Source organism: Pseudomonas sp. PDM15 (assembly GCF_014851565.1).
Classification (GTDB): domain Bacteria; phylum Pseudomonadota; class Gammaproteobacteria; order Pseudomonadales; family Pseudomonadaceae; genus Aquipseudomonas.
Genome location: NZ_JACVAA010000001.1, coordinates 275,914 through 297,476 on the forward strand (window position 1 = coordinate 275,914; position 21,563 = coordinate 297,476).

A 21,563-nucleotide genomic window follows, 5' to 3' on the forward strand; every position below is an offset into this window, starting at 1 on the left:
TCTGTCTATATGTATGGGCTCAGGCCGAGGTGCGCGGCAGGGTATCGTCGCTGCGCAGGGTGAGGATCTCGTAGCCGTCGGCGGTGACCAGCACGGTGTGCTCCCACTGGGCGGAGAGCTTGCGGTCCTTGGTGATGGCGGTCCAGCCATCGCCGAGCAGGCGGGTTTCCGGGCGGCCCTGGTTGATCATCGGCTCGATGGTGAAGGTCATGCCTTCCTTGAGTTCCATGCCGGTGCCGGCGCGGCCGTAGTGCAGCACCTGCGGCTCCTCGTGGAACACCGCGCCGATGCCGTGGCCACAGTATTCGCGTACCACGGAGAAGCCCTGCTTCTCGGCGTGCTTCTGGATCACCTCGCCGATGTCGCCCAGGCGCGCGCCCGGCTTGACCAGCTGGATGCCCTTGTACATGCATTCCTGGGTGACCTGTGCCAGGCGCTGGGCCCACTCCGGCACCTTGCCGACCATGAACATCTTGCTGGTATCGCCGTGGTAGCCGTCCTTGATCACGGTGACGTCGATGTTCAGCACATCGCCATCCTTAAGCGGCTTGTCGTTGGGAATGCCGTGGCAGACCACGTGGTTGATCGAGGTGCAGACCGACTTGGGGAAGCCCGGGCGGCCCGGGGCGGCGCCGTAGTTGAGCGGGGCGGGAATGGCCTTCTGTACGTTGACGATATAGTCGTGGCAGATACGGTCGATTTCCTCGGTGGTGACGCCCGGTTTGACGTGTTCGCCGATCATCTCCAGCACTTCGGCGGCCAGGCGGCCGGCCACGCGCATCTTTTCGATTTCGGCAGGAGTCTTGATGGTGACGGTCATGCGGTCTCTCTCGGCGCCAGCGGCGCTAGGCAAATCGGGGAAGACGGCGATTCTAGCAGAAAGCCGCCCGGCGGCGGCATGGGGCTAAAGTGGGGTTTGGCTAGCCTGTCCGGGCTTTGTGTGGTATAAAACGCGCCGCTTTACGGCCAGTGGGCTCGTAAAGCACTAACCCGCACACGTATCGACACGATTTCCTGGGTGCCCGCAAGGGTTGGAGATTGGGATGCGTGGAGGCCTAACCCGACTTATCAAGGAACTATCATGTCCCAAGTCAACATGCGCGATATGCTGAAGGCCGGTGTGCACTTCGGCCACCAGACCCGTTACTGGAACCCGAAAATGGGCAAGTTCATTTTCGGCGCGCGTAACAAGATCCACATCATCAACCTGGAAAAGACCCTTCCGATGTTCAACGACGCCCTGTCGTTCGTCGAGAAGCTGGCTTCCGGTAAGAACAAGATTCTGTTCGTCGGCACCAAGCGTTCCGCCGGCAAGATCGTCGCCGAAGAAGCCGCACGTTGCGGTTCCCCGTACGTCGATCACCGCTGGCTCGGCGGCATGCTGACCAACTTCAAGACCATCCGTGCTTCGATCAAGCGCCTGCGCGAGCTGGAAACCCAGTCCCAGGACGGCACCTTCGCCAAGCTGACCAAGAAAGAAGCCCTGATGCGCTCCCGTGATCTGGAAAAACTGGATCGCAGCCTGGGCGGCATCAAGGACATGGGCGGTCTGCCGGATGCTCTGTTCGTGATCGACGTTGACCACGAGCGCATCGCCATCACCGAAGCCAACAAGCTGGGCATTCCGGTCATCGGCATTGTCGATACCAACAGCAGCCCGGAAGGCGTTGACTACATCATCCCGGGTAACGATGACGCCATCCGCGCCATCCAGCTGTACATGGGTGCCATGGCCGACGCCGTGATCCGTGGTCGTGGCAACTCCGCTGGCGGCACCGACGAGTTCGTCGAAGAAGCTGCCTCCGAGGCCAGCGAAGGCTGATAACGGGATAAAGCATCCCGTTGCGCGAGAAGGGGGCTAGGCCCCCTTTTTGCCACTTACGAATTTTGTGCCCGACGTGGTCGGGTTGAATGGTTGAAACACCACTTCAAGAGGATTAGGAACATGGCAGAAATCACTGCAGCCCTGGTTAAAGAACTGCGCGAGCGTACCGGCCAAGGCATGATGGAGTGCAAGAAGGCTCTGGTTGCCGCCGGTGGCGACATCGAGAAGGCGATCGACGACATGCGCGCCTCGGGTGCCATCAAGGCCGCCAAGAAGGCTGGCAACGTCGCCGCTGAAGGTGCCATCGCCGCTCGCGTCGAAGGTGGTCGTGGCCTGCTGATCGAAGTCAACTCGCAGACCGACTTCCTGGCCCTGCAGGACGACTTCAAGGCCTTCGTCAAAGAAAGCCTGGACGAAGCCTTCACCCAGAAGCTGACCGACGCCGCTCCGCTGATCGCTTCCCGCGAATCCGCGCGTGAGGCCCTGGTTGCCAAGTGCGGCGAGAACGTCAACATCCGTCGTCTGGCTGCCGTCGAAGGTGACGTCGTAGGTTCCTACCTGCACGGTCACCGCATCGGTGTTCTGGTTGTCCTGAAGGGCGGCAACGAAGAACTGGCCAAGCACGTTGCCATGCACGTTGCTGCTTCCAACCCTGCCGTTCTGAGCCCGTCGGACGTTTCCGAAGAGCTGATCGCCAAGGAAAAGGAAATCTTCCTGCAGCTGAACGCCGAGAAGATCGCCGGCAAGCCGGAGAACATCGTCGAGAACATGGTCAAAGGCCGTATCGCCAAGTTCCTGGCTGAGGCCAGCCTGGTCGAGCAAGCCTTCGTCATGGATCCGGAAGTCAAGGTCGGTGACCTGGTCAAGAAAGCCGGCGCCGAAATCGTTTCCTTCACCCGCTACGAAGTGGGCGAAGGCATCGAGAAGGTCGAGGCTGACTTCGCTGCCGAAGTGGCTGCTCAGGTAGCCGCTGCCAAGCAGTAAGACGGTTCTACACTGTCGCATCGAAGAGGCTGCCCGCTCACGCGTGCAGCCTCTTTTGCAAAGCGCGGGAGCATCCCGCACGAATTCACCGGGCAGTAGTCTGACTGCCGGGTAAGATAAGTAGCCAAACAACGCCGCAGGAGAGATTCGCAATGGCTCAGCAGGTGAGTGGTCGTCAACCTCGCTATAAACGCATTCTGCTCAAACTAAGCGGCGAAGCCCTGATGGGTTCGGAAGAGTTCGGCATCGATCCCAAGGTGCTGGATCGCATGGCGCTGGAGGTCGGCCAACTGGTTGGCATCGGCGTGCAGGTTGGTCTGGTGATCGGCGGCGGCAACCTGTTTCGCGGCGCTGCCCTGTCTGCCGCCGGCATGGATCGGGTCACTGGCGACCACATGGGCATGCTGGCCACCGTGATGAACGCCCTGGCCATGCGCGACGCCCTGGAGCGCTCGAATATCCCGGCGCTGGTCATGTCGGCCATCTCCATGGTCGGTGTGACCGATCACTACGATCGTCGCAAGGCCATGCGCCACCTGGGCACCGGTGAAGTGGTGATCTTCGCCGCCGGCACCGGCAATCCGTTCTTCACCACCGACTCGGCGGCCTGCCTGCGCGCCATTGAGATCGATGCCGACCTGGTGCTGAAAGCCACCAAGGTCGATGGCGTGTACACTGCCGATCCTTTCAAGGACCCCAATGCCGAGAAGTTCGAGCGCCTGACCTACGACGAGGTGCTCGACCGCAAGCTCGGTGTGATGGACCTGACGGCCATCTGCCTGGTGCGCGATCACAAGATGCCGCTGCGGGTCTTCAATATGAACAAGCCTGGCGCCCTGCTGAACATCGTGGTGGGCGGCGCCGAAGGAACCCTGATCGAGGAGGATGCACAATGATCAACGAGATCAAGAAAGACGCCCAAGAGCGCATGGTCAAATCCCTGGAGTCGCTGGGGCGCAACCTGGCCTCCATTCGTACCGGTCGTGCGCATCCGAGCATTCTGGATAGCGTCAAGGTCCCGGCCTACGGCAGCGACATGCCGCTGAACCAGGTTGCTGCGATCACCGTGGAAGATGCCCGTACGCTGAAGATCGTCGCCCACGACAAGACCCTCAGTGCCGCGATCGAGAAGGCGATCATGACCTCCGACCTCGGTCTGAACCCGAGCAGCGCCGGCGCCACCATTCGCGTGCCGATGCCTGCCCTGACCGAAGAGACCCGCAAGGGCTACACCAAGCAGGCGCGTGGCGTTGCCGAAGATGCCAAGGTGGCGGTGCGCAACGTGCGTCGCGATGCCCTGGCCGAGCTGAAGAAGCTGTCCAAGGACAAGGAAATCAGCGAAGACGAAGAGCGCCGCGCCGCCGATGAAGTGCAGAAGCTCACCGACAAGTTCGTTGCAGAAGTCGACAAGGCCCTGGAAGCCAAAGAAGCCGACCTGATGGCGGTGTGATGTGAGCAAGGCCAAGCAGGAAGCGCCGCCGGCGATACCGCGTCATGTCGCCATCATCATGGATGGCAACAACCGCTGGGCGAAGAAGCGCCTGTTGCCCGGCGTGGCCGGGCACAAGGCTGGCGTCGATGCGGTGCGCGCAGTCATCGAGGTGTGTGCCGAGGCCGGCGTCGAGGTGCTGACCCTGTTCGCTTTCTCCAGCGAGAACTGGCAGCGTCCGGCCGAAGAGGTCGGCGCGCTGATGGAGCTGTTCCTCGGCGCACTGCGTCGCGAGGCGCGCAAGCTCAAGGACAACGCCATCAGTCTGCGCATCATCGGTGATCGCTCGCGCTTCCATCCGGAGCTGCAGGCCGCCATGCGCGAGGCCGAACTGCAGACTGCCGGCGAGAATCGCTTCGTTCTGCAGATCGCCGCCAATTATGGCGGCCAGTGGGATATCGCCCAGGCTGCCCAGCGTCTCGCCCGGGAAGTCCAGGCCGGTCACCTGCAGAGCGAAGACATCACCCCCGAGCTGCTGCAGAGCTGCCTGGCCACCGGTGATCTGCCGCTGCCGGACCTGTGCATCCGCACTGGTGGCGAGCATCGCATCAGCAACTTCCTGCTCTGGCAGCTGGCCTATTCCGAGCTGTACTTCTCCGACCTGTTCTGGCCGGATTTCAAGCACGAGGCCATGCGCAAGGCGCTGGCCGATTTCGCTACCCGCCAGCGTCGCTTCGGCAAGACCAGCGAGCAGGTGGAAGCCGAGGCTCGCCAATGCTGAAGCAGCGCATCATCACTGCCCTGATCCTGTTGCCCATCGCCCTGGGTGGCTTCTTCCTGCTCGATGGCTGGGCGTTCGCCCTGTTCATCGGCGCCGTCGTCACCCTGGGTGCCTGGGAGTGGGCGCGCCTGGCGGGGCTGTCCGCCCAGCCGCAGCGCGTTGCCTATGCGCTGGTGGTGGCGGCGTTGCTCTACGGCGCGTACCTGGTTCCGGCTTCGGCGCCCTGGTTACTGGGTGCCGCGGTGCTCTGGTGGCTGGCTGCGACCCTGCTGGTGCTGAACTACCCGGATAGCAGCCGCTACTGGGGCGGCTTGCCCGGCAAGCTGCTGATCGGGCTGCTGATTTTGCTGCCGGCCTGGCAGGGGCTGGTGCAGCTCAAGCAGTGGCCGCAGGCCAACGGTCTTATCATCGCGGTGATGGTGCTGGTCTGGGGTGCTGATATCGGTGCCTATTTCGCCGGCAAGGCGTTCGGCAAGCGCAAGCTGGCGCCGCGCGTCAGTCCCGGCAAGAGCTGGGAAGGTTTCTTTGGTGGTCTGGCGGCCAGCCTGCTGATCACACTGGTGGTAGGTCTGCAGCAGGGCTGGCAGGCCCGCGGGCTGCTGCTGGCGCTGGCCGGTGCGTTGCTGGTGGTGGCCGCTTCGGTGATCGGTGACCTGACCGAGAGCATGTTCAAGCGCCAATCGGGAATCAAGGACAGCAGCAATCTGCTGCCGGGTCACGGTGGCGTGCTGGACCGTATCGACAGTCTGACCGCCGCCATTCCGCTGTTTGCCGTGCTGCTGTGGCTGGCGGGCTGGGGCGCGCAGTGAGTCAGCTGCAACGCATCGTCGTGCTCGGGGCGACCGGCTCTATCGGTCTCAGCACCCTGGATGTGATTGCGCGCCACCCGCAGCGCTACCAGGCCTTCGCCCTCAGTGGCTTCTCCCGTCTGGCCGAGCTTGAACAGCTGTGCCTCAAGCATCGCCCGCAGTTTGCCGTGACCGCCGATGAGGCCAGTGCGCGAACTTTGCAGGGCTGCCTGCAGGATGCGGGCTTGTCGACTCGGGTGCTGGTGGGTGAGGGCGGTCTGTGTGAGGTGGCCGCCCATCCGGAAGTGGATGCGGTGATGGCCGCCATCGTGGGTGCCGCCGGCCTCAAGCCGACCCTGGCTGCTGTTCGTGCGGGCAAGAAGGTGCTGCTGGCGAACAAGGAGGCGCTGGTGATGTCCGGCGACCTCTTCATGCAGGCGGTTCGCGAGCATGGCGCTACGCTGCTGCCGATCGACAGCGAACACAACGCGATCTTCCAGTGCCTACCCGGCGATTATGCTCGTGGCCTCGGCGCGGTCGGTGTGCGCCGCATCCTGCTGACCGCTTCCGGCGGTCCGTTCCGCGAAACGCCGCTGAGCGAGCTGGAGCATGTCTCGCCGGAACAGGCCTGTGCTCACCCGAACTGGTCCATGGGGCGCAAGATCTCAGTGGACTCGGCGAGCATGATGAACAAGGGGCTGGAGCTGATCGAGGCCTGCTGGCTGTTCGATGCGCGCCCCGAGCAGGTCGAGGTGGTGATTCACCCGCAGAGCGTGATTCATTCCCTGGTCGATTACGTGGATGGCTCGGTGCTGGCCCAGTTGGGCAACCCGGATATGCGCACGCCGATCGCCAATGCCCTGGCCTGGCCTGAGCGCATCGATTCGGGGGTGGCGCCACTGGACTTGTTCGCCGTTGCTCGCCTGGATTTCCAGCATCCCGACGAGCAGCGCTTCCCCTGCCTGCGCCTGGCTCGCCAGGCTGCGGAAGCCGGTGGTAGTGCGCCGGCGATGCTCAATGCGGCGAACGAGGTCGCGGTCGCCGCGTTTCTCGAGCGGCGCATCCGCTTCCCGGAGATCGCGCGTATCATCGAGGACACCCTGAATCGCCAGGCGTCGGCTACGGTCGCGGACCTGGATGCGGTGCTGGCGGCGGATGCCCGGGCCAGAACCCTGGCAATCGACTGGTTGAATCGCCACGGGCGCTGAGGCCCGGAGGAAGACGGAATGAGCGGGTTGTACATGATCTTCGGCACCCTGATCGCGCTCGGGGTGCTGGTCACCTTCCATGAGTTCGGTCATTTCTGGGTGGCGCGACGCTGCGGCGTCAAGGTACTGCGCTTCTCCGTGGGCTTCGGCACACCGCTGGTGCGCTGGTACGACCGCCATGGCACCGAGTTCATGGTGGCGGCCATTCCCCTGGGGGGCTACGTGAAGATGCTCGACGAGCGCGAGGGTGATGTGCCGCTCGAGCAGCTCGATCAGGCCTTCAATCGCAAGTCGGTCAAGCAGCGCATCGCCATAGTCGCTGCGGGCCCGGTCGCCAACTTCCTGCTCGCCATCCTGTTCTTCTGGATCATCGCCATGCTCGGCTCGCAGCAGGTGCGCCCGGTGATCGGCCAGGTTGAGCCGGAAAGCCTGGCGGCGTCGGCAGGGCTGCGTGCCGGCCAGGAGATCGTGGCGGTGGATGGCGAGAGCACGCCGGGCTGGTCGGCGGTCAATCTGCAGCTCGTGCGCCGCCTCGGCGAGAGCGGCATCGTTCAGGTGCAGGTGCGCGAGCAGGGTTCGACGCTGGTCGCCGAGCGGCAGCTGGTGCTACGTGACTGGCTGCGCGGCGTCGACGAGCCGGAGCCTCTGGCCTCCCTTGGCATTACCCCGTGGCGCCCGGCGACTCAGCCGGTGGTCAACGAGCTCGACCCGGAAGGACCGGCGCAGAAGGCTGGCGTGCGTCTGGGCGACCGCCTGCTGGCGCTCGACGATCAGCGTCTGGACGAGTGGCAGCAAGTGATCGACTGGGTGCGCACTCGCGCTGGCGATCAGGTGACGCTGCGCCTACAGCGCGATGGTCAGCAGCTTGAATTGCCGGTAACCCTGGGCGCTCGTGGCGAAGGCAAGGCCCGCGGTGGTTACCTCGGGGTGGGGGTTAAGGGCGGCGAGTGGCCGGCGCAGATGCTCCATGAAGTCCGTTTTGGCCCTCTGGATGCGGTCGCCGAGAGCCTGCGTCGTACCTGGAGCATGACCGCGCTAACCCTTGATTCGCTGAAGAAAATGCTGTTCGGCGAGCTGTCGGTAAAAAACTTGAGTGGGCCGATAACCATTGCTAAAGTGGCGGGCGCTTCGGCTCAGTCCGGCGTGGCGGATTTCCTCAATTTCCTCGCCTATCTGAGCATTAGCTTGGGGGTTCTCAATTTGCTGCCCATTCCCGTTCTGGATGGGGGGCATTTGCTGTTCTACCTGGTCGAGTGGGCGCGTGGTCGTCCGCTATCCGAGCGGGTGCAGGGTTGGGGCATTCAGATCGGTATCAGTCTGGTGCTTGGGGTGATGTTGCTGGCCCTGGTCAATGACTTGAGTCGTCTGTAACGAATAGCTGAATTCCGAATCTGCCGCGTATCGCGGCAGTTTCTTTATTATCAGTTGGAATAAGAAAGGACTTCATGAAACGTCTGCTGCTACCTGCGGTCCTCGCCGCCCTGATGATCGCCGAAGTTCACGCCGAGTCCTTCACCATCACAGACATTCGCGTCAACGGCCTGCAGCGGGTTTCCGCCGGCAGCCTGTTCGGTGCTCTACCGCTCAATGTCGGCGATCAGGTCGATGATCGCCGTCTGGTGGATGCCACTCGCTCGCTGTTCAAGACCGGTTTCTTCCAGGACATCCAACTCGGCCGCGAAGGCGACGTGCTGGTGATCAGCGTGGTCGAGCGTCCGTCGATCTCCACCGTCGAGATCGAGGGCAACAAGGCGATCACCACCGAAGACCTGATGAAAGGCCTGCAGCAGTCCGGCCTGGCCGAAGGCGAGATCTTCCAGCGCGCTACCCTGGAAGGCGTACGCAACGAGCTGCTGCGCCAGTACGTGGCCCAGGGCCGCTACTCCGCCGAGATCGAGGCCGAGGTGATTCCTCAGCCACGTAACCGCGTGGCGCTGAAGATCACCATCAACGAGGGTTCGGTCGCCGCCATCCAGCACATCAACGTGGTCGGCAATAGCGTCTTCCCGGACGAAGACCTCACCGCCCTGTTCGAACTGAAGACCACCAACTGGCTGTCGTTCTTCAAGAACGACGACAAGTACGCCCGCGAGAAACTGTCCGGTGACCTGGAGCGCCTGCGTTCCTATTACCTGGACCGCGGCTACATCAACATGGATATCTCCTCCACCCAGGTATCCATCACCCCGGATAAAAAGCACGTCTACATCACCGTCAACGTCGAAGAAGGTGAGAAGTACAGCGTCAGCGAAGTCAAACTCTCCGGTGACCTGAAGGTGCCGGAAGAGGAAGTGAAGAAGCTGTTGCTGGTCAAGGAAGGGCAGACCTTCTCGCGCAAGGTGATGACCACCACCTCCGAGCTGATCACCCGCCGCCTGGGCAACGAAGGCTACACCTTCGCCAACGTCAACGGCGTGCCGCAGCCCAACGACGAAGACAAGACTGTTGCCATTACCTTCGTGGTCGACCCGGGCAAGCGTGCCTACGTCAACCGAATCAACTTCCGCGGCAACACCAAGACCGAAGACGAAGTGCTGCGCCGGGAGATGCGCCAGATGGAAGGCGGCTGGGCCTCGACTTACCTGATCGACCAGTCCAAGACCCGTCTGGAGCGCCTGGGCTACTTCAAGGAAGTCAACGTCGAGACCCCGCAGGTGCCGGGCACCGACGACCAGGTCGACGTCAACTATAGCGTGGAAGAGCAGGCATCCGGTTCGATCACCGCCAGCGTCGGCTTCGCCCAGAACGCCGGTCTGATCCTCGGCGGCTCGATCAGCCAGAACAACTTCCTGGGTAGCGGTAACAAGGTCAGTCTCGGTCTGACCCGCTCCGAATACCAGACTCGCTACAACTTCGGCTTCGTCGACCCCTACTGGACGGTCGACGGCGTCAGCCTGGGCTACAACGCCTTCTACCGCACCACCGACTACGACGAGTTGGACTATGACGTATCCAGCTACTCGGTGGACAGCCTGGGCGCTGGCATCAGCATCGGCTACCCGATCAGCGAAACTGCGCGCCTGAACTACGGCCTGACCATCCAGCAGGACTCGCTGGACACCGGCGACTACACGGTCGATGAGATCCTCGCCTTCATCGATGAGGAGGGCGACAGCTTCCTCAACCTGAAGGCCTCCATCGGCTGGTCCGAGTCGACTCTGAACCGTGGTGTGCTGGCCAACCGTGGCCACTCCCAGAGCCTGGTGCTTGAAAGCACTGTACCGGGCAGCGACCTGTCGTTCTTCAAGCTGGACTATCGTGGCCAGAAGTTCGCGCCCTTGACCCAGTCGACCGCTCTGCGCTTCCACACCGAGCTGGGCTATGGCGACGGCTACGGCTCGACCAACGGCCTGCCGTTCTACGAGCACTACTACGCCGGCGGCTTCAACTCCGTGCGTGGCTTCGAAGATAGCACCCTTGGGCCGCGCAGTACGCCGAGTGTGGCTCGTGACGCTAACGGCAACCCGATTCCGGGTGGTGAAGGCACCGGCCCGGGGGCCGACGGCCGCTATACCGATGACCAGGATCCGCTGCCCTACGGCGGTAACGTGCTGATCCAGGGTGGTGTGGAATACCTATTCCCGCTGCCATTCGTGAAGGACCAGCGTTCGCTGCGTACCGTGCTGTTCTGGGATGTCGGTAGCGTGTTCCTCACCGATTGCCCGACCAAGACAGCCTCTACTCAGAGCATGAACACCAGCGGTTGCGGCAGTATCGATGCGAGCCAACTGGCCAGCTCCGTTGGTGTAGGGGTCACCTGGGTCACCGCTTTGGGCCCGCTGAGCTTCAGTCTGGCGGCACCGATCAAGAAGCCGGACGATTCCGATCCGCAGATATTCCAGTTCTCTCTGGGCCAAACTTTCTAATTTGCTAGACAACAGTGTTTTGTTGCAGGAGTGCATCGTGCGTAAGTTGACTCAACTGGTTCTGGTTGCCGCCACCCTGATGGCAACCCCGGCCTTCGCCGAGATGAAAATCGCGGTGATGAATTATCAGATGGCCCTGCTCGAGTCCGATGCCGCCAAGAAATACGCCGTGGATGCCGAGAAGAAGTTCGGCCCGCAGCTGAGCAAGCTCAAACAGCTCGAATCCGATGCCAAGCGTATTCAGGACCGTCTGGTGAAGGATGCCGAGAAGATGCAGCAGGCCGAGCGTGAGCGCCTGGAGCTGGAATTCAAGCAGAAGGCCCGCGATTTCCAGTTCCAGTCCAAGGAGCTGAACGAAGCCAAGGCGATCTCCGACCGCGACATGCTCAAGCAGCTCAAGCCGAAGCTGGACAAGGCCGTCGAGGAAGTGATCAAGCAGGGCAACTATGACCTGGTCCTGGAGCGTGGCGCCGTGGTCGACGTCAAGCCGCAGTACGAGATCACCCGTCAGGTCATCCAGCGCATGAACTCGCAGCGCTGAGCATGAGCGCCGTGGTCTTCACCCTCGGCCAGCTGGCCGAGCGTCTCGGCGCCACCTTGCGTGGCGCCGCGGACAAGCCGATTCGCGGTCTGGCGACCCTGCAGGACGCCGGCCCCGATCAGCTGAGTTTCCTGGCCAACACGCAGTACCGCAAGTTCCTGGCCGAGACTCGCGCCGGCGTGGTGCTGCTGACCGCCGCCGACGCCGAGGGTTACGCCGGTGATGCTCTGGTGGTGGCCAGCCCCTATCTGGCCTTCGCCCAGCTTTCCCATCTGTTCGATAGCAAGCCCGTATCCGCTGCCGGTGTGCATCCGACTGCGCTGATCGCTGCTGATGCTAAGGTCGATCCAAGTGCCAGTATCGGCGCTTATGTGGTGATCGAGAGCGGTGCGCAGATCGGTGCGGCCGTCACCATCGGTGCCCACTCCGTGATCGGTGCGCGCAGCGTGGTGGGCGAGGGCGGCTGGCTGGCGCCTCGCGTCACTCTCTATCACGATGTGAGGATCGGTAAGCGCGTGGTCATCCAGTCCGGCGCCGTACTTGGTGGTGAGGGCTTCGGCTTCGCCAACGAGAAAGGTGTGTGGCTGAAAATCGCGCAGATTGGTGGCGTGGTGCTGGGCGACGACGTGGAAGTCGGGGCCAATACCACCATCGATCGTGGCGCCCTGGCCGACACGGTGATTGGCAACGGCGTGAAGCTGGATAACCAGATCATGATCGCGCACAACGTGCAGATCGGCGACCACACCGCCATGGCCGGCTGCGTCGGTATTTCCGGCAGCACCAAGATCGGCAAGCACTGCATGATCGCCGGTGGCGTCGGCATGGTTGGTCATATCGAAGTGTGTGACAACGTGTTCGTGACCGGCATGACCATGGTCACCCGCTCGATCACCGAGCCGGGCGCCTATTCTTCCGGTACTGCCATGCAGACTGCGGGTGACTGGAAGAAGAGCGCCGCCCGCATCCGTCAACTGGACGACATGGCGCGGCGCCTGCGCGAGCTGGAAAAGCGCCTCGCCGCCGTGACCCCGGACGACCAGGCCACATCTGATGCCTGATCGTGCCCAGGCACGCCCCTTTTTTTAGTACAGGCTTTCTGCAAATGATGGACATCAACGAGATTCGCGAATATCTGCCGCACCGCTACCCGTTTCTGCTGGTAGACCGCGTCGCCGAGCTGGATATCGAAGGCAAGACCATTCGCGCCTACAAGAATGTCAGCATCAACGAGCCGTTCTTCAATGGTCACTTCCCCGAGCACCCGATCATGCCGGGTGTGCTGATCATCGAAGCCATGGCCCAGGCGGCCGGCATCCTCGGCTTCAAGATGCTCGATGTTAAGCCGGCCGACGGCACCCTGTATTATTTCGTCGGCTCCGACAAGCTGCGCTTCCGTCAGCCGGTCATGCCGGGCGATCAGCTGGTGCTCGAGGCCAAGTTCCTCAGCGTCAAGCGCAGCATCTGGAAATTTGCCTGTCAGGCCAGCGTCGATGGCAAGGAAGTCTGCTCGGCCGAAATCATCTGTGCGGAACGCAAGCTATGAGTTTGATCGACCCTCGCGCCATCATCGATCCGTCGGCCAAGCTGGCGGATGACGTTCAGGTCGGCCCCTGGTCGATCATCGGACCGGATGTGGAAATCGGCGAGGGTACGGTGGTTGGCCCGCATGTGGTCCTCAAGGGCCCGACCGTCATCGGCAAGCACAACAAGATCTACCAGTTCTCTTCGGTCGGTGAAGACACCCCGGACCTGAAGTACAACGGCGAGCCGACCCGGCTGGTGATCGGCGATCACAACGTGATTCGCGAAGGCGTGACCATTCACCGTGGCACGGTGCAGGACCGCTCCGAAACCACCATCGGCGACCACAACCTGCTGATGGCCTATGTGCACATCGGTCACGACAGCGTGATCGGCAACCACTGCATCCTGGTCAACAACACCGCGCTGGCCGGCCATGTGCACATGGACGACTGGGCGATCCTCTCCGGCTTCACCCTGGTCCACCAGTTCTGCCGCATTGGCGCCCACAGCTTCTCCGGCATGGGCACCGCCATCGGCAAGGACGTACCGGCCTACGTCACCGTGTTCGGCAACCCGGCCGAGGCGCGCAGCATGAACTTCGAGGGCATGCGTCGCCGTGGCTTCAGCGCCGAGGCCATCGCCGCTCTGCGTCGGGCCTACAAGGTGGTGTATCGCCAGGGGTTGACCGTCGAGCAGGCGCTGGCCGAGCTGGCCGAGTCCGCCGCGCAGTTCCCGGAAGTGGCGGTGTTCCGCGATTCCGTCCAGGCGTCGACCCGCGGCATCACCCGCTGATCATGAGCCGTCCCCTTCTCGTTGCGCTGGTGGCCGGAGAGGCCTCCGGCGACATCCTCGGCGCCGGCCTGATGCAGGCGCTCAAGCAGAAACATCCGCAGATCGAGTTCATCGGCGTCGGCGGTCCGCGCATGGAGGCCGAAGGTCTGGTATCGAGCTTCCCCATGGAACGTCTGGCGGTCATGGGCCTGGTCGAGGTACTTGGTCGTCTGCGTGAGCTGCTGGGCCGTCGCAAGCGCCTGGTCAAGGAGCTGATCGCCGCGAAACCGGATGTGTTCATCGGTATCGATGCCCCGGATTTCAACCTGACCCTTGAGCTCAAGCTGCGCCAGGCCGGGATCAGGACCGTGCACTATGTCAGCCCGTCCGTCTGGGCCTGGCGGCAAAAGCGCGTGCTGAAGATCCGCGAAGCCTGCGACCTGATGCTGACGCTGTTCCCCTTCGAGGCGCGCTTCTACCTGGATCATCAGGTGCCGGTGCGTTTCGTCGGCCATCCGTTGGCCAATACCATTCCGCTGCAGGCCGATCGCGACGGTGCGCGCGAAGCCCTGGGCCTGACGCCGGACGACAGCGTGGTTGCGCTGTTGCCGGGCAGCCGTGGCGGCGAGGTGGCGCGTCTCGGTGAGCTGTTCCTCGATGCCGCCGAGCGGCTGCGCGCGTTGCGGCCGGGTGTGCAGTTCGTGCTGCCCTGCGCCAACGTCGAACGCCGCGCCCAGCTGGAAGCCATGCTCGCCGGGCGCAACCTGCCGCTGCGCCTTCTCGACGGTCGCTCCCACGAGGCCCTGGCGGCCTGCGACGCGGTGCTGATCGCCTCCGGTACCGCCACTCTCGAAGCCCTGCTGCACAAGCGGCCGATGGTGGTGGCGTACAAGGTGGCGCCGCTGACCTACCGCATCCTAAAGCGCCTGGTGAAGAGCCCCTATATCTCGCTGCCCAATCTGCTGGCCGAGCGCATGCTGGTGCCGGAGCTGATCCAGGATGCCGCAACACCCGACGCTCTGGCCCAGACCCTGGCGCCGCTGCTGGACGATGGCGCGGTACAGACCTTGGGCTTCGACGTGATTCATCGCGCCCTGCGCCAGGATGCCTCGCAGCAGGCCGCCGACGCCGTGCTCAAGCTGGTGGTGCAGGCCTGATGCAGCTCGGACTGGATTTCGCCCTGGTCGAGGAGCTGGTCGCCGGTGTCGACGAAGTCGGCCGCGGTCCGCTTTGCGGGCCGGTGGTTACCGCCGCGGTAATCCTCGATCCGGCTCGGCCGATTGCCGGCCTCAACGATTCGAAGAAGCTCACCGAGGCGCGCCGCGAGAAACTCTTCGACGAGATCCGCGAAAAGGCCCTGGCCTGGTGCATCGCCCGCGCCGAGGTGGAAGAGATCGACCAGCTGAACATCCTGCATGCCACCATGCTGGCCATGCAGCGCGCAGTGGAGGGTTTGAGCGTTACCCCGAAGCTGGCGCTGATCGATGGCAACCGCTGCCCGAAACTGGCGGTGCCCAGCGCGCCGGTGGTGGGTGGCGATGCTCAGGTGCCGGCCATCGCGGCGGCGTCGATCCTGGCCAAGGTCAGTCGTGATCGCGAGATGGCCGAGATGGAAAAACTCTATCCGGGCTACGGCATCGCCGGGCACAAGGGCTATCCGACGCCCGTCCATCTGGAAGCCCTCAAACGCCTGGGTGCCACGCCCATCCATCGGCGCTCGTTTGCGCCGGTACGCAATGTGCTGGAAGGGATCGAATAAGCACCACATGGCTGGTTCGCAAGCTGTTGTTTAAGTCGAGGCCCGGTACAATCCGGGCCTTATCGTTTCTGTGTCACCAACGGGATTGTCATGACCGCTACCTTCGTCCATCTGCGCCTGCACACCGAGTTTTCCCTGGTCGACGGGCTGGTACGGGTCAAGCCGCTGGTCAAGGCCGTGGCCGGGGCAGGCATGCCGGCGGTGGCCGTCACCGACATGAGCAACATGTGCTCGCTGGTGAAGTTCTACAAGACCGCCATGGGCGCCGGCATCAAGCCCATCTGCGGCGCCGATATCTGGCTGGCCAGCCTGGACGAGGATGGACCGCTGTCGCGTCTGACCCTGCTGGCGATGAACGCCCAGGGCTATCGCAACCTCACCGAGCTGATCTCCCGCGGCTGGGCCGAAGGGCAGGACAATGGCCTGGTGATCATCCAGCGCGATTGGGTCAAGGAGGCGGCCGAAGGCGTGATCGCCCTGTCCGGTGCCCGTGAGGGTGAAGTGGGCATGGCCCTGCTGGCCGGTGAGCCGGGGCGTGCCGAGGCCCTGCTCAATGAATGGTTGGCGGTATTCCCGGAGCGCTTCTACCTGGAGGTGCAGCGTACCAACCGGGTCAATGACGAGGAGCATCTGCATGCGGCGGTAGCGCTGGCCACGCGCACCGGCGTGCCGCTGGTGGCGACCAACGACGTGCGCTTCCTCAAGCCGGGCGACTTCGAGGCCCACGAGACCCGCGTGTGCATCGGCGAGGGTCGCACCCTGGATGACCCGCGCCGCCCGCGCAACTACTCCGAGGAGCAGTACCTCAAGTCGCCGGAGGAGATGGCCGAGCTGTTCGCCGACCTGCCCGAGGCGCTGGAGAACACGGTCGAGATCGCCAAGCGCTGCAACATAGACGTGCAGCTGGGCAAATACTTCCTGCCGGACTTCCCCACGCCCAACGGCATGGCTATTGACGACTACCTGCGCCACGCCTCCTTCGAGGGCCTGGAAGAGCGCCTCGCGGTGCTGTGGCCGAAGGACACCACGCCGAATTACGAGGAGAAGCGCCAGGTCTATGTCGACCGCCTGAACTTCGAGCTCGACATCATTATCCAGATGGGCTTCCCCGGTTACTTCCTCATCGTGATGGACTTCATCAAGTGGGCGAAGAACAACGGCGTGCCGGTCGGCCCGGGCCGGGGTTCGGGCGCCGGCTCGCTGGTGGCCTACGTGCTGAAGATCACTGACCTCGACCCGCTGGCCTATGACCTGCTGTTCGAGCGCTTCCTCAACCCCGAACGTATTTCCATGCCCGACTTCGACGTCGACTTCTGCATGGACGGCCGCGACCGAGTGATCGATTATGTGGCCGAGAAGTACGGCCGCAATGCGGTGAGCCAGATCATCACCTTCGGCTCCATGGCGGCCAAGGCGGTGGTACGCGACGTGGCGCGGGTGCAGGGCAAGTCCTACGGCCTGGCCGACCGCCTGTCGAAGATGATCCCCTTCGAGGTCGGCATGACCCTGGAGGCGGCCTACGAGCAGGAAGAGGTGCTGCGCGACTTCCTCAAGGCCGACGAGGAAGCCCAGGAGATCTGGGACATGGCCCTCAAGCTCGAGGGTGTGGTGCGCGGCACCGGCAAGCACGCCGGTGGCGTGGTGATCGCGCCGACCAAGCTGACCGACTTCGCACCTACTTCCTGCGATGAAGAGGGCGGCGGCCTGGTCACCCAGTTCGATAAGGACGACGTGGAGGCAGCCGGCCTGGTGAAGTTCGACTTCCTCGGCCTGCGTACTCTGACCATCATCAAGTGGGCGATGGAGACCATTCATCGCATCCAGAAACGCGAGGGTGCGTCGGACGACGAACTGATCAACATCGACTTCATCCCGCTGGATGACAAGAAGACCTACGACATGCTGCAGAAGGCGGAGACCACCGCGGTCTTCCAGCTCGAATCTCGCGGCATGAAGGAGTTGATCAAGAAGCTCAAGCCTGACTGCCTGGAAGACATGATCGCACTGGTGGCGCTGTTCCGCCCCGGTCCGCTGCAGTCGGGCATGGTGGATGACTTCATCAACCGTAAGCACGGCCGCGAGCAGCTCTCCTATCCGCACCCGGACTACCAGTACGCGGGCCTCGAGCCGGTGCTAAAGCCCACCTACGGCATCATCCTGTACCAGGAACAGGTGATGCAGATCGCCCAGGTGATGGCGGGCTACACCCTCGGCGGGGCGGACATGCTGCGCCGCGCCATGGGCAAGAAGAAGCCCGAGGAGATGGCCAAGCAGCGCGGCGGCTTCATCGAGGGCTGCGCGAGCAACGGCATCGATGCCAACCTGGCGGGCAACATCTTCGACCTGGTGGAAAAGTTCGCCGGCTACGGCTTCAACAAATCCCACTCCGCCGCCTACGGCCTGGTCTCCTACCAGACCGCCTGGCTCAAGGCGCACTACCCGGCGCCGTTCATGGCCGCGGTGCTGTCGGCGGATATGCACAACACCGACAAGGTGGTGATCCTCATCGAGGAGTGCCGCAGCATGAAGCTGCGCCTCGATGCGCCGGACGTGAATACCTCGGAATTCAAGTTCACCGTCAACGAAGACGGGCGCATCGTCTACGGCCTCGGCGCGGTCAAGGGCGTGGGCGAGGGGCCGGTCGAGGCGATCGTCGAGTGTCGCGCCGAGGGCGGTCCGTTCAAGGACCTGTTCGACTTCTGCAACCGCGTCGACCTCAAGCGCATCAACAAGCGCACCCTGGAGGCGCTGGTGCGTTCCGGTGCGCTGGATCGCCTCGGTCCGTATTACCAGGACGAACTCAAGGCCTACCAGGCCAGCGTCGACCGCAACCGTGCGGTGCTGCTGGCGGCCATGGAGGAGGCGGTACAGGCCGCCGAGCAGACTGCACGTAGTCACGACAGCGGTCACATGGACCTGTTCGGCGGCGTGTTCGCCGAGCCGGAGGCGGATCTCTATATCAACCACCGCAATGCTCGCGAGCTGTCGATCAAGGAGCGCCTGAAGGGCGAGAAGGATACCCTCGGCCTGTACCTCACCGGGCACCCGATCGACGAATACGAAGGCGAGGTGCGCCGCTTCGCGCGCCAACGCATCGTCGAGCTGCGCGCGGCCCGTGACACCCAGACCATCGCCGGGCTGATCGTGGCCCTGCGGGTGATGAAGAACAAGAAGGGCGACAAGATGGGCTTCATCACCCTCGACGACCGCTCTGGGCGGATCGAGGCCTCGCTGTTCGCCGATGCCTTCGCCAGCGCCCAGGCACTGTTGCAGACCGACGCCCTGGTGGTGGTCGAGGGCGAGGTGAGCAACGACGAGTTCTCCGGCGGCCTGCGCCTGCGCGCCAAACGGGTGATGAGCCTGGAAGAGGCTCGCACCGGCCTGGCCGAGAGCCTGCGTATTCGCGCCCCGCGCGAGGCGCTGCAGGGCGATCGTCTGCGCTGGCTGGGCGAGCTGTTCGGCAAGCACAAGGGCGCCTGCCCGCTGACCCTGGACTACAGCGGCAGCGAGGCCAAGGCCGTGCTGCAGTTCGGCGAGCAATGGCGCATCGATCCGGCAGACAACCTGATCCAGGCCTTGCGTGACCAGTTCGGCAAAGACAACGTCTTCCTCCAATACCGCTGAACGGCAGGCCTCGGGCCTGCCGCGTTCGGCCTCGACCACGGGCGCACTATCCCTTAAGGTAGGCGCCACATGGAACACCGCCCGGCCCTTGGGCCGCCGATGCTAGACGGACGCCTATGAACCCGAACTTCCTCGACTTCGAACAGCCGATTGCCGACCTGCAAGCCAAGATCGAAGAGCTGCGCTTGGTGGGCAACGACAACGCGCTGAATATCAGCGACGAGATTTCCCGCCTGCAGGACAAGAGCAGCGCGCTGACCGAGACCATCTTCGGCAACCTCAGTAGCTGGCAGATTTCCCAGTTGTCGCGCCACCCGCGCCGTCCCTACACACTCGACTACATCGAGCATCTCTTTACCGAGTTCGACGAGCTGCACGGCGATCGTCACTTCTCCGACGACGCCGCCATTGTCGGTGGTACCGCGCGCCTGGATGGCCAGCCGGTGATGGTCATCGGCCACCAGAAGGGCCGCGAAGTGCGCGAGAAGGTGCGTCGCAACTTCGGCATGCCGCGTCCCGAGGGCTATCGCAAGGCCTGCCGCCTGATGGAGATGGCCGAGCGCTTCAAGCTGCCGATCCTCACCTTCATTGACACGCCGGGCGCCTACCCGGGCATCGACGCCGAGGAGCGCAACCAGAGCGAGGCCATCGCCTGGAACCTGCGCGTGATGGCGCGCCTGAAGACCCCGATCATCGCCACCGTGATCGGCGAGGGAGGTTCCGGCGGCGCGCTGGCCATCGGCGTATGCGACCAGCTGAACATGCTGCAGTACTCCACCTACTCGGTAATCTCGCCGGAAGGTTGCGCCTCGATCCTGTGGAAGACCGCCGAGAAGGCGCCGGATGCGGCCGAGGCCATGGGCATCACCGCCGAACGCCTGAAGGGCCTGGGTATCGTCGACAAGGTGATCGCCGAGCCGCTGGGCGGCGCCCACCGCGATCCGGCCACCACTGCCCAGTCGATTCGCACGGAGCTGGCCGAGCAGCTCGACATGCTGCGCAAGCTGGACAGCGCCAAGCTGCTGGAGCGCCGCTACGAGCGCCTGATGAGCTACGGCATCGCCTGATTGGCGTCATGTATCAACCACGGGCCTTCGGGCCCGTTGTTGTTTAAGCTGGCGGCATGACCTCGCTCGAATCTTCCCTGCTCGACTCATTGGCTTCCTGGCGTAGCGCGCCGGCGTGGCGTATCGCCCTGTCTGGCGGGCTGGATTCGACCGTGCTGCTGCACCTGCTGGCACGCCTGCGCGAGCGGGAGGCGCTGCCGCCGCTGTCGGCCGTGCATGTTCACCATGGTTTGCAGGCCATCGCCGATACCTGGCCGGCCCATTGCCAGTCGCTCTGTGACGAGCTGGCCGTGCCGCTGCGTATCGAGCGGGTGCAGGTGGATGGCGGCGCCAGTCTGGAGCGGGCGGCGCGCGAAGCGCGGTACGCTGCGTTCGAGCGGCAGATAGGGGCGGGCGAGATCCTGCTGACCGGCCAGCATCGTGACGATCAGGCCGAGACCCTATTATTCCGCCTGCTGCGTGGCGCCGGCGTGCGTGGTCTGGCCGGCATGCCGCTGTCTCGCCGTCTCGCCGCCGGATGGCTGGTACGCCCGCTGTTGCAGGTGCCGCGTGCGCAGCTGGAGGCCTATGCCCGCCAGCATGACCTGCGTTGGGTGGAAGATCCGTCCAATGCCGATACCGGGCTGGCGCGCAATTTCCTGCGCCATGAGGTATTTCCCGTGCTGGCGCGTCACTGGCCACAGGCCGGCGCCAGTCTGGCGCGGACCGCCGAACATATGCGCGAGGCCGAGCAATTGCTCGCCGAACTGGCTGAGCAGGATTTGGCCACCGTTCGTGGCTCGGGTGCGTTTGATTGGCTGAATCTGCCGTCCGTGCAGCTGCAGCCCCTGATCGCGTTGTCCGAGGTGCGTCAACGCAACGCGCTGCGGCATTGGCTGGCGCCGTATAGCCGAATGCCGGATAGCGAACATTGGGCCGGTTGGGTCGATCTACGTGACGCCACTGTGGATGCCGCTGCGCTTTGGCGTCTGGATGGCGGCGAGCTGAGGCGCGCCGACGGGCGGTTGTGGTTGCTCTCCGGTGAGTGGCTGCAACAGCCGCCGCCGCCCGCAGCCTGGACCGATCCGGCGCAGCCGCTGTGCTTGCCCGGCAATGGTCGGGCGCAGATTGAAGGAGTAGGACCTGCCGCCCCGCTGCAGTTGCGTTATCGCCAGGGCGGCGAGGTCATGGCGCTGGCGGGGCGCGGCCATCGCGATCTCAAGCGTCTGCTCAACGAGCGCGGCGTGCCGGCATTCGTGCGCGGGCGCCTGCCGCTGCTGTATCGCGGCGACGAGCTGCTGGCCGTGGCCAACCTGCCGGGTCTGGATGGTCCGCCGTCGGCAGAGTGGCAGTTGCACTGGCTGCCGCCGACCAACGCACAAGGTTTGAGCTGAAAGGGCCTTTCCGGTAGACT

The 21,563-nt window shown here is 63.8% G+C and carries 19 protein-coding genes; 18 read left to right on the forward strand and 1 reads right to left on the reverse strand.

The window, feature by feature from the left end; genetic code table 11:
* Positions 1-19: 19 nt before the first annotated feature.
* Positions 20-820 (reverse strand): type I methionyl aminopeptidase, encoded by an 801-nt coding sequence (map, locus tag IB232_RS01310; RefSeq protein ID WP_192396764.1) that lies wholly within the window; start codon positions 818-820, stop codon positions 20-22.
* Between the two features lie 261 nt (positions 821-1,081).
* On the opposite strand from map, the gene rpsB reads away from it, so the two are divergent.
* The 18 genes from rpsB (at position 1,082) to tilS (ending at position 21,543) form a co-directional block, all read left to right on the forward strand.
* Entirely contained in the window at positions 1,082-1,822 is a 741-nt protein-coding gene (gene rpsB, locus IB232_RS01315) for a 30S ribosomal protein S2 (protein WP_043306949.1), read from the forward strand.
* Positions 1,823-1,945: 123 nt separating this feature from the next.
* A complete protein-coding gene (gene tsf, locus IB232_RS01320) occupies positions 1,946-2,809 on the forward strand; it encodes a translation elongation factor Ts (RefSeq protein ID WP_192396765.1) in 864 nt (287 codons plus the stop codon).
* Positions 2,810-2,961: 152 nt separating this feature from the next.
* The gene (gene pyrH / locus IB232_RS01325) at positions 2,962-3,705 is read left to right on the forward strand and encodes a UMP kinase (RefSeq protein WP_192396766.1); all 744 of its coding nucleotides are present in this window, start codon (positions 2,962-2,964) and stop codon (positions 3,703-3,705) included.
* Positions 3,702-4,259, forward strand: a complete 558-nt coding sequence (gene frr / locus IB232_RS01330) for a ribosome recycling factor (protein WP_043306946.1) — start codon at positions 3,702-3,704, stop codon at positions 4,257-4,259. The genes pyrH and frr overlap by 4 nt, the downstream gene beginning before the upstream one ends.
* A gap of 1 nt (position 4,260) precedes the next feature.
* Complete coding sequence (gene uppS / locus IB232_RS01335) at positions 4,261-5,019, forward strand: polyprenyl diphosphate synthase (protein WP_192396767.1); 759 nt, start codon at positions 4,261-4,263, stop codon at positions 5,017-5,019.
* Complete coding sequence (locus IB232_RS01340) at positions 5,013-5,828, forward strand: phosphatidate cytidylyltransferase (RefSeq protein WP_192396768.1); 816 nt, start codon at positions 5,013-5,015, stop codon at positions 5,826-5,828. Before uppS ends, IB232_RS01340 begins: the two co-directional genes overlap by 7 nt.
* Entirely contained in the window at positions 5,825-7,015 is a 1,191-nt protein-coding gene (ispC, locus tag IB232_RS01345; RefSeq protein WP_192396769.1) for a 1-deoxy-D-xylulose-5-phosphate reductoisomerase, read from the forward strand. Before IB232_RS01340 ends, ispC begins: the two co-directional genes overlap by 4 nt.
* An 18-nt stretch (positions 7,016-7,033) precedes the next feature.
* Complete coding sequence (gene rseP, locus IB232_RS01350) at positions 7,034-8,386, forward strand: sigma E protease regulator RseP (protein WP_192396770.1); 1,353 nt, start codon at positions 7,034-7,036, stop codon at positions 8,384-8,386.
* A 74-nt stretch (positions 8,387-8,460) separates the two neighbouring features.
* Positions 8,461-10,881 carry an outer membrane protein assembly factor BamA gene (gene bamA / locus IB232_RS01355; protein ID WP_192396771.1) on the forward strand — a complete coding sequence of 807 codons (2,421 nt, stop codon included), beginning with the start codon at positions 8,461-8,463 and terminating at the stop codon, positions 10,879-10,881.
* Positions 10,882-10,918: 37 nt separating this feature from the next.
* Positions 10,919-11,422: an OmpH family outer membrane protein gene (locus IB232_RS01360; RefSeq protein WP_192396772.1), complete on the forward strand. Its 504-nt coding sequence runs from the start codon at positions 10,919-10,921 to the stop codon at positions 11,420-11,422.
* 2 nt (positions 11,423-11,424) lie between these two features.
* The gene (gene lpxD, locus IB232_RS01365) at positions 11,425-12,483 is read left to right on the forward strand and encodes a UDP-3-O-(3-hydroxymyristoyl)glucosamine N-acyltransferase (protein WP_192396773.1); all 1,059 of its coding nucleotides are present in this window, start codon (positions 11,425-11,427) and stop codon (positions 12,481-12,483) included.
* A gap of 44 nt (positions 12,484-12,527) precedes the next feature.
* Complete coding sequence (gene fabZ, locus IB232_RS01370; RefSeq protein ID WP_192396774.1) at positions 12,528-12,968, forward strand: 3-hydroxyacyl-ACP dehydratase FabZ; 441 nt, start codon at positions 12,528-12,530, stop codon at positions 12,966-12,968.
* Positions 12,965-13,741, forward strand: a complete 777-nt coding sequence (gene lpxA / locus IB232_RS01375; RefSeq protein WP_137974334.1) for an acyl-ACP--UDP-N-acetylglucosamine O-acyltransferase — start codon at positions 12,965-12,967, stop codon at positions 13,739-13,741. Before fabZ ends, lpxA begins: the two co-directional genes overlap by 4 nt.
* 2 nt (positions 13,742-13,743) lie before the next feature.
* Entirely contained in the window at positions 13,744-14,877 is a 1,134-nt protein-coding gene (gene lpxB, locus IB232_RS01380) for a lipid-A-disaccharide synthase (protein ID WP_192396775.1), read from the forward strand.
* Positions 14,877-15,479 (forward strand): ribonuclease HII, encoded by a 603-nt coding sequence (rnhB, locus tag IB232_RS01385; RefSeq protein ID WP_192396776.1) that lies wholly within the window; start codon positions 14,877-14,879, stop codon positions 15,477-15,479. Before lpxB ends, rnhB begins: the two co-directional genes overlap by 1 nt.
* 90 nt (positions 15,480-15,569) lie before the next feature.
* On the forward strand, positions 15,570-19,103 hold the full coding sequence (gene dnaE, locus IB232_RS01390; RefSeq protein ID WP_192396777.1) for a DNA polymerase III subunit alpha: 3,534 nt from the start codon (positions 15,570-15,572) through the stop codon (positions 19,101-19,103).
* Between the two features lie 116 nt (positions 19,104-19,219).
* Complete coding sequence (locus tag IB232_RS01395) at positions 19,220-20,170, forward strand: acetyl-CoA carboxylase carboxyltransferase subunit alpha (protein WP_192396778.1); 951 nt, start codon at positions 19,220-19,222, stop codon at positions 20,168-20,170.
* Between the two features lie 56 nt (positions 20,171-20,226).
* Complete coding sequence (gene tilS / locus IB232_RS01400; RefSeq protein ID WP_192396779.1) at positions 20,227-21,543, forward strand: tRNA lysidine(34) synthetase TilS; 1,317 nt, start codon at positions 20,227-20,229, stop codon at positions 21,541-21,543.
* Positions 21,544-21,563 lie beyond the last annotated feature (20 nt).

Bases quoted from the DNA above. Each gene is read 5' to 3' on its own strand.
- map (WP_192396764.1), bottom strand. From the start codon at position 820: ATGACCGTCACCATCAAGACTCCTGCCGAAATCGAAAAGATGCGCGTG.
- rpsB (WP_043306949.1), top strand. From the start codon at position 1,082: ATGTCCCAAGTCAACATGCGCGATATGCTGAAGGCCGGTGTGCACTTC.
- tsf (WP_192396765.1), top strand. From the start codon at position 1,946: ATGGCAGAAATCACTGCAGCCCTGGTTAAAGAACTGCGCGAGCGTACC.
- pyrH (WP_192396766.1), top strand. From the start codon at position 2,962: ATGGCTCAGCAGGTGAGTGGTCGTCAACCTCGCTATAAACGCATTCTG.
- frr (WP_043306946.1), top strand. From the start codon at position 3,702: ATGATCAACGAGATCAAGAAAGACGCCCAAGAGCGCATGGTCAAATCC.
- IB232_RS01340 (WP_192396768.1), top strand. From the start codon at position 5,013: ATGCTGAAGCAGCGCATCATCACTGCCCTGATCCTGTTGCCCATCGCC.
- rseP (WP_192396770.1), top strand. From the start codon at position 7,034: ATGAGCGGGTTGTACATGATCTTCGGCACCCTGATCGCGCTCGGGGTG.
- bamA (WP_192396771.1), top strand. From the start codon at position 8,461: ATGAAACGTCTGCTGCTACCTGCGGTCCTCGCCGCCCTGATGATCGCC.
- lpxD (WP_192396773.1), top strand. From the start codon at position 11,425: ATGAGCGCCGTGGTCTTCACCCTCGGCCAGCTGGCCGAGCGTCTCGGC.
- fabZ (WP_192396774.1), top strand. From the start codon at position 12,528: ATGATGGACATCAACGAGATTCGCGAATATCTGCCGCACCGCTACCCG.
- lpxA (WP_137974334.1), top strand. From the start codon at position 12,965: ATGAGTTTGATCGACCCTCGCGCCATCATCGATCCGTCGGCCAAGCTG.
- lpxB (WP_192396775.1), top strand. From the start codon at position 13,744: ATGAGCCGTCCCCTTCTCGTTGCGCTGGTGGCCGGAGAGGCCTCCGGC.
- rnhB (WP_192396776.1), top strand. From the start codon at position 14,877: ATGCAGCTCGGACTGGATTTCGCCCTGGTCGAGGAGCTGGTCGCCGGT.
- dnaE (WP_192396777.1), top strand. From the start codon at position 15,570: ATGACCGCTACCTTCGTCCATCTGCGCCTGCACACCGAGTTTTCCCTG.
- IB232_RS01395 (WP_192396778.1), top strand. From the start codon at position 19,220: ATGAACCCGAACTTCCTCGACTTCGAACAGCCGATTGCCGACCTGCAA.
- tilS (WP_192396779.1), top strand. From the start codon at position 20,227: ATGACCTCGCTCGAATCTTCCCTGCTCGACTCATTGGCTTCCTGGCGT.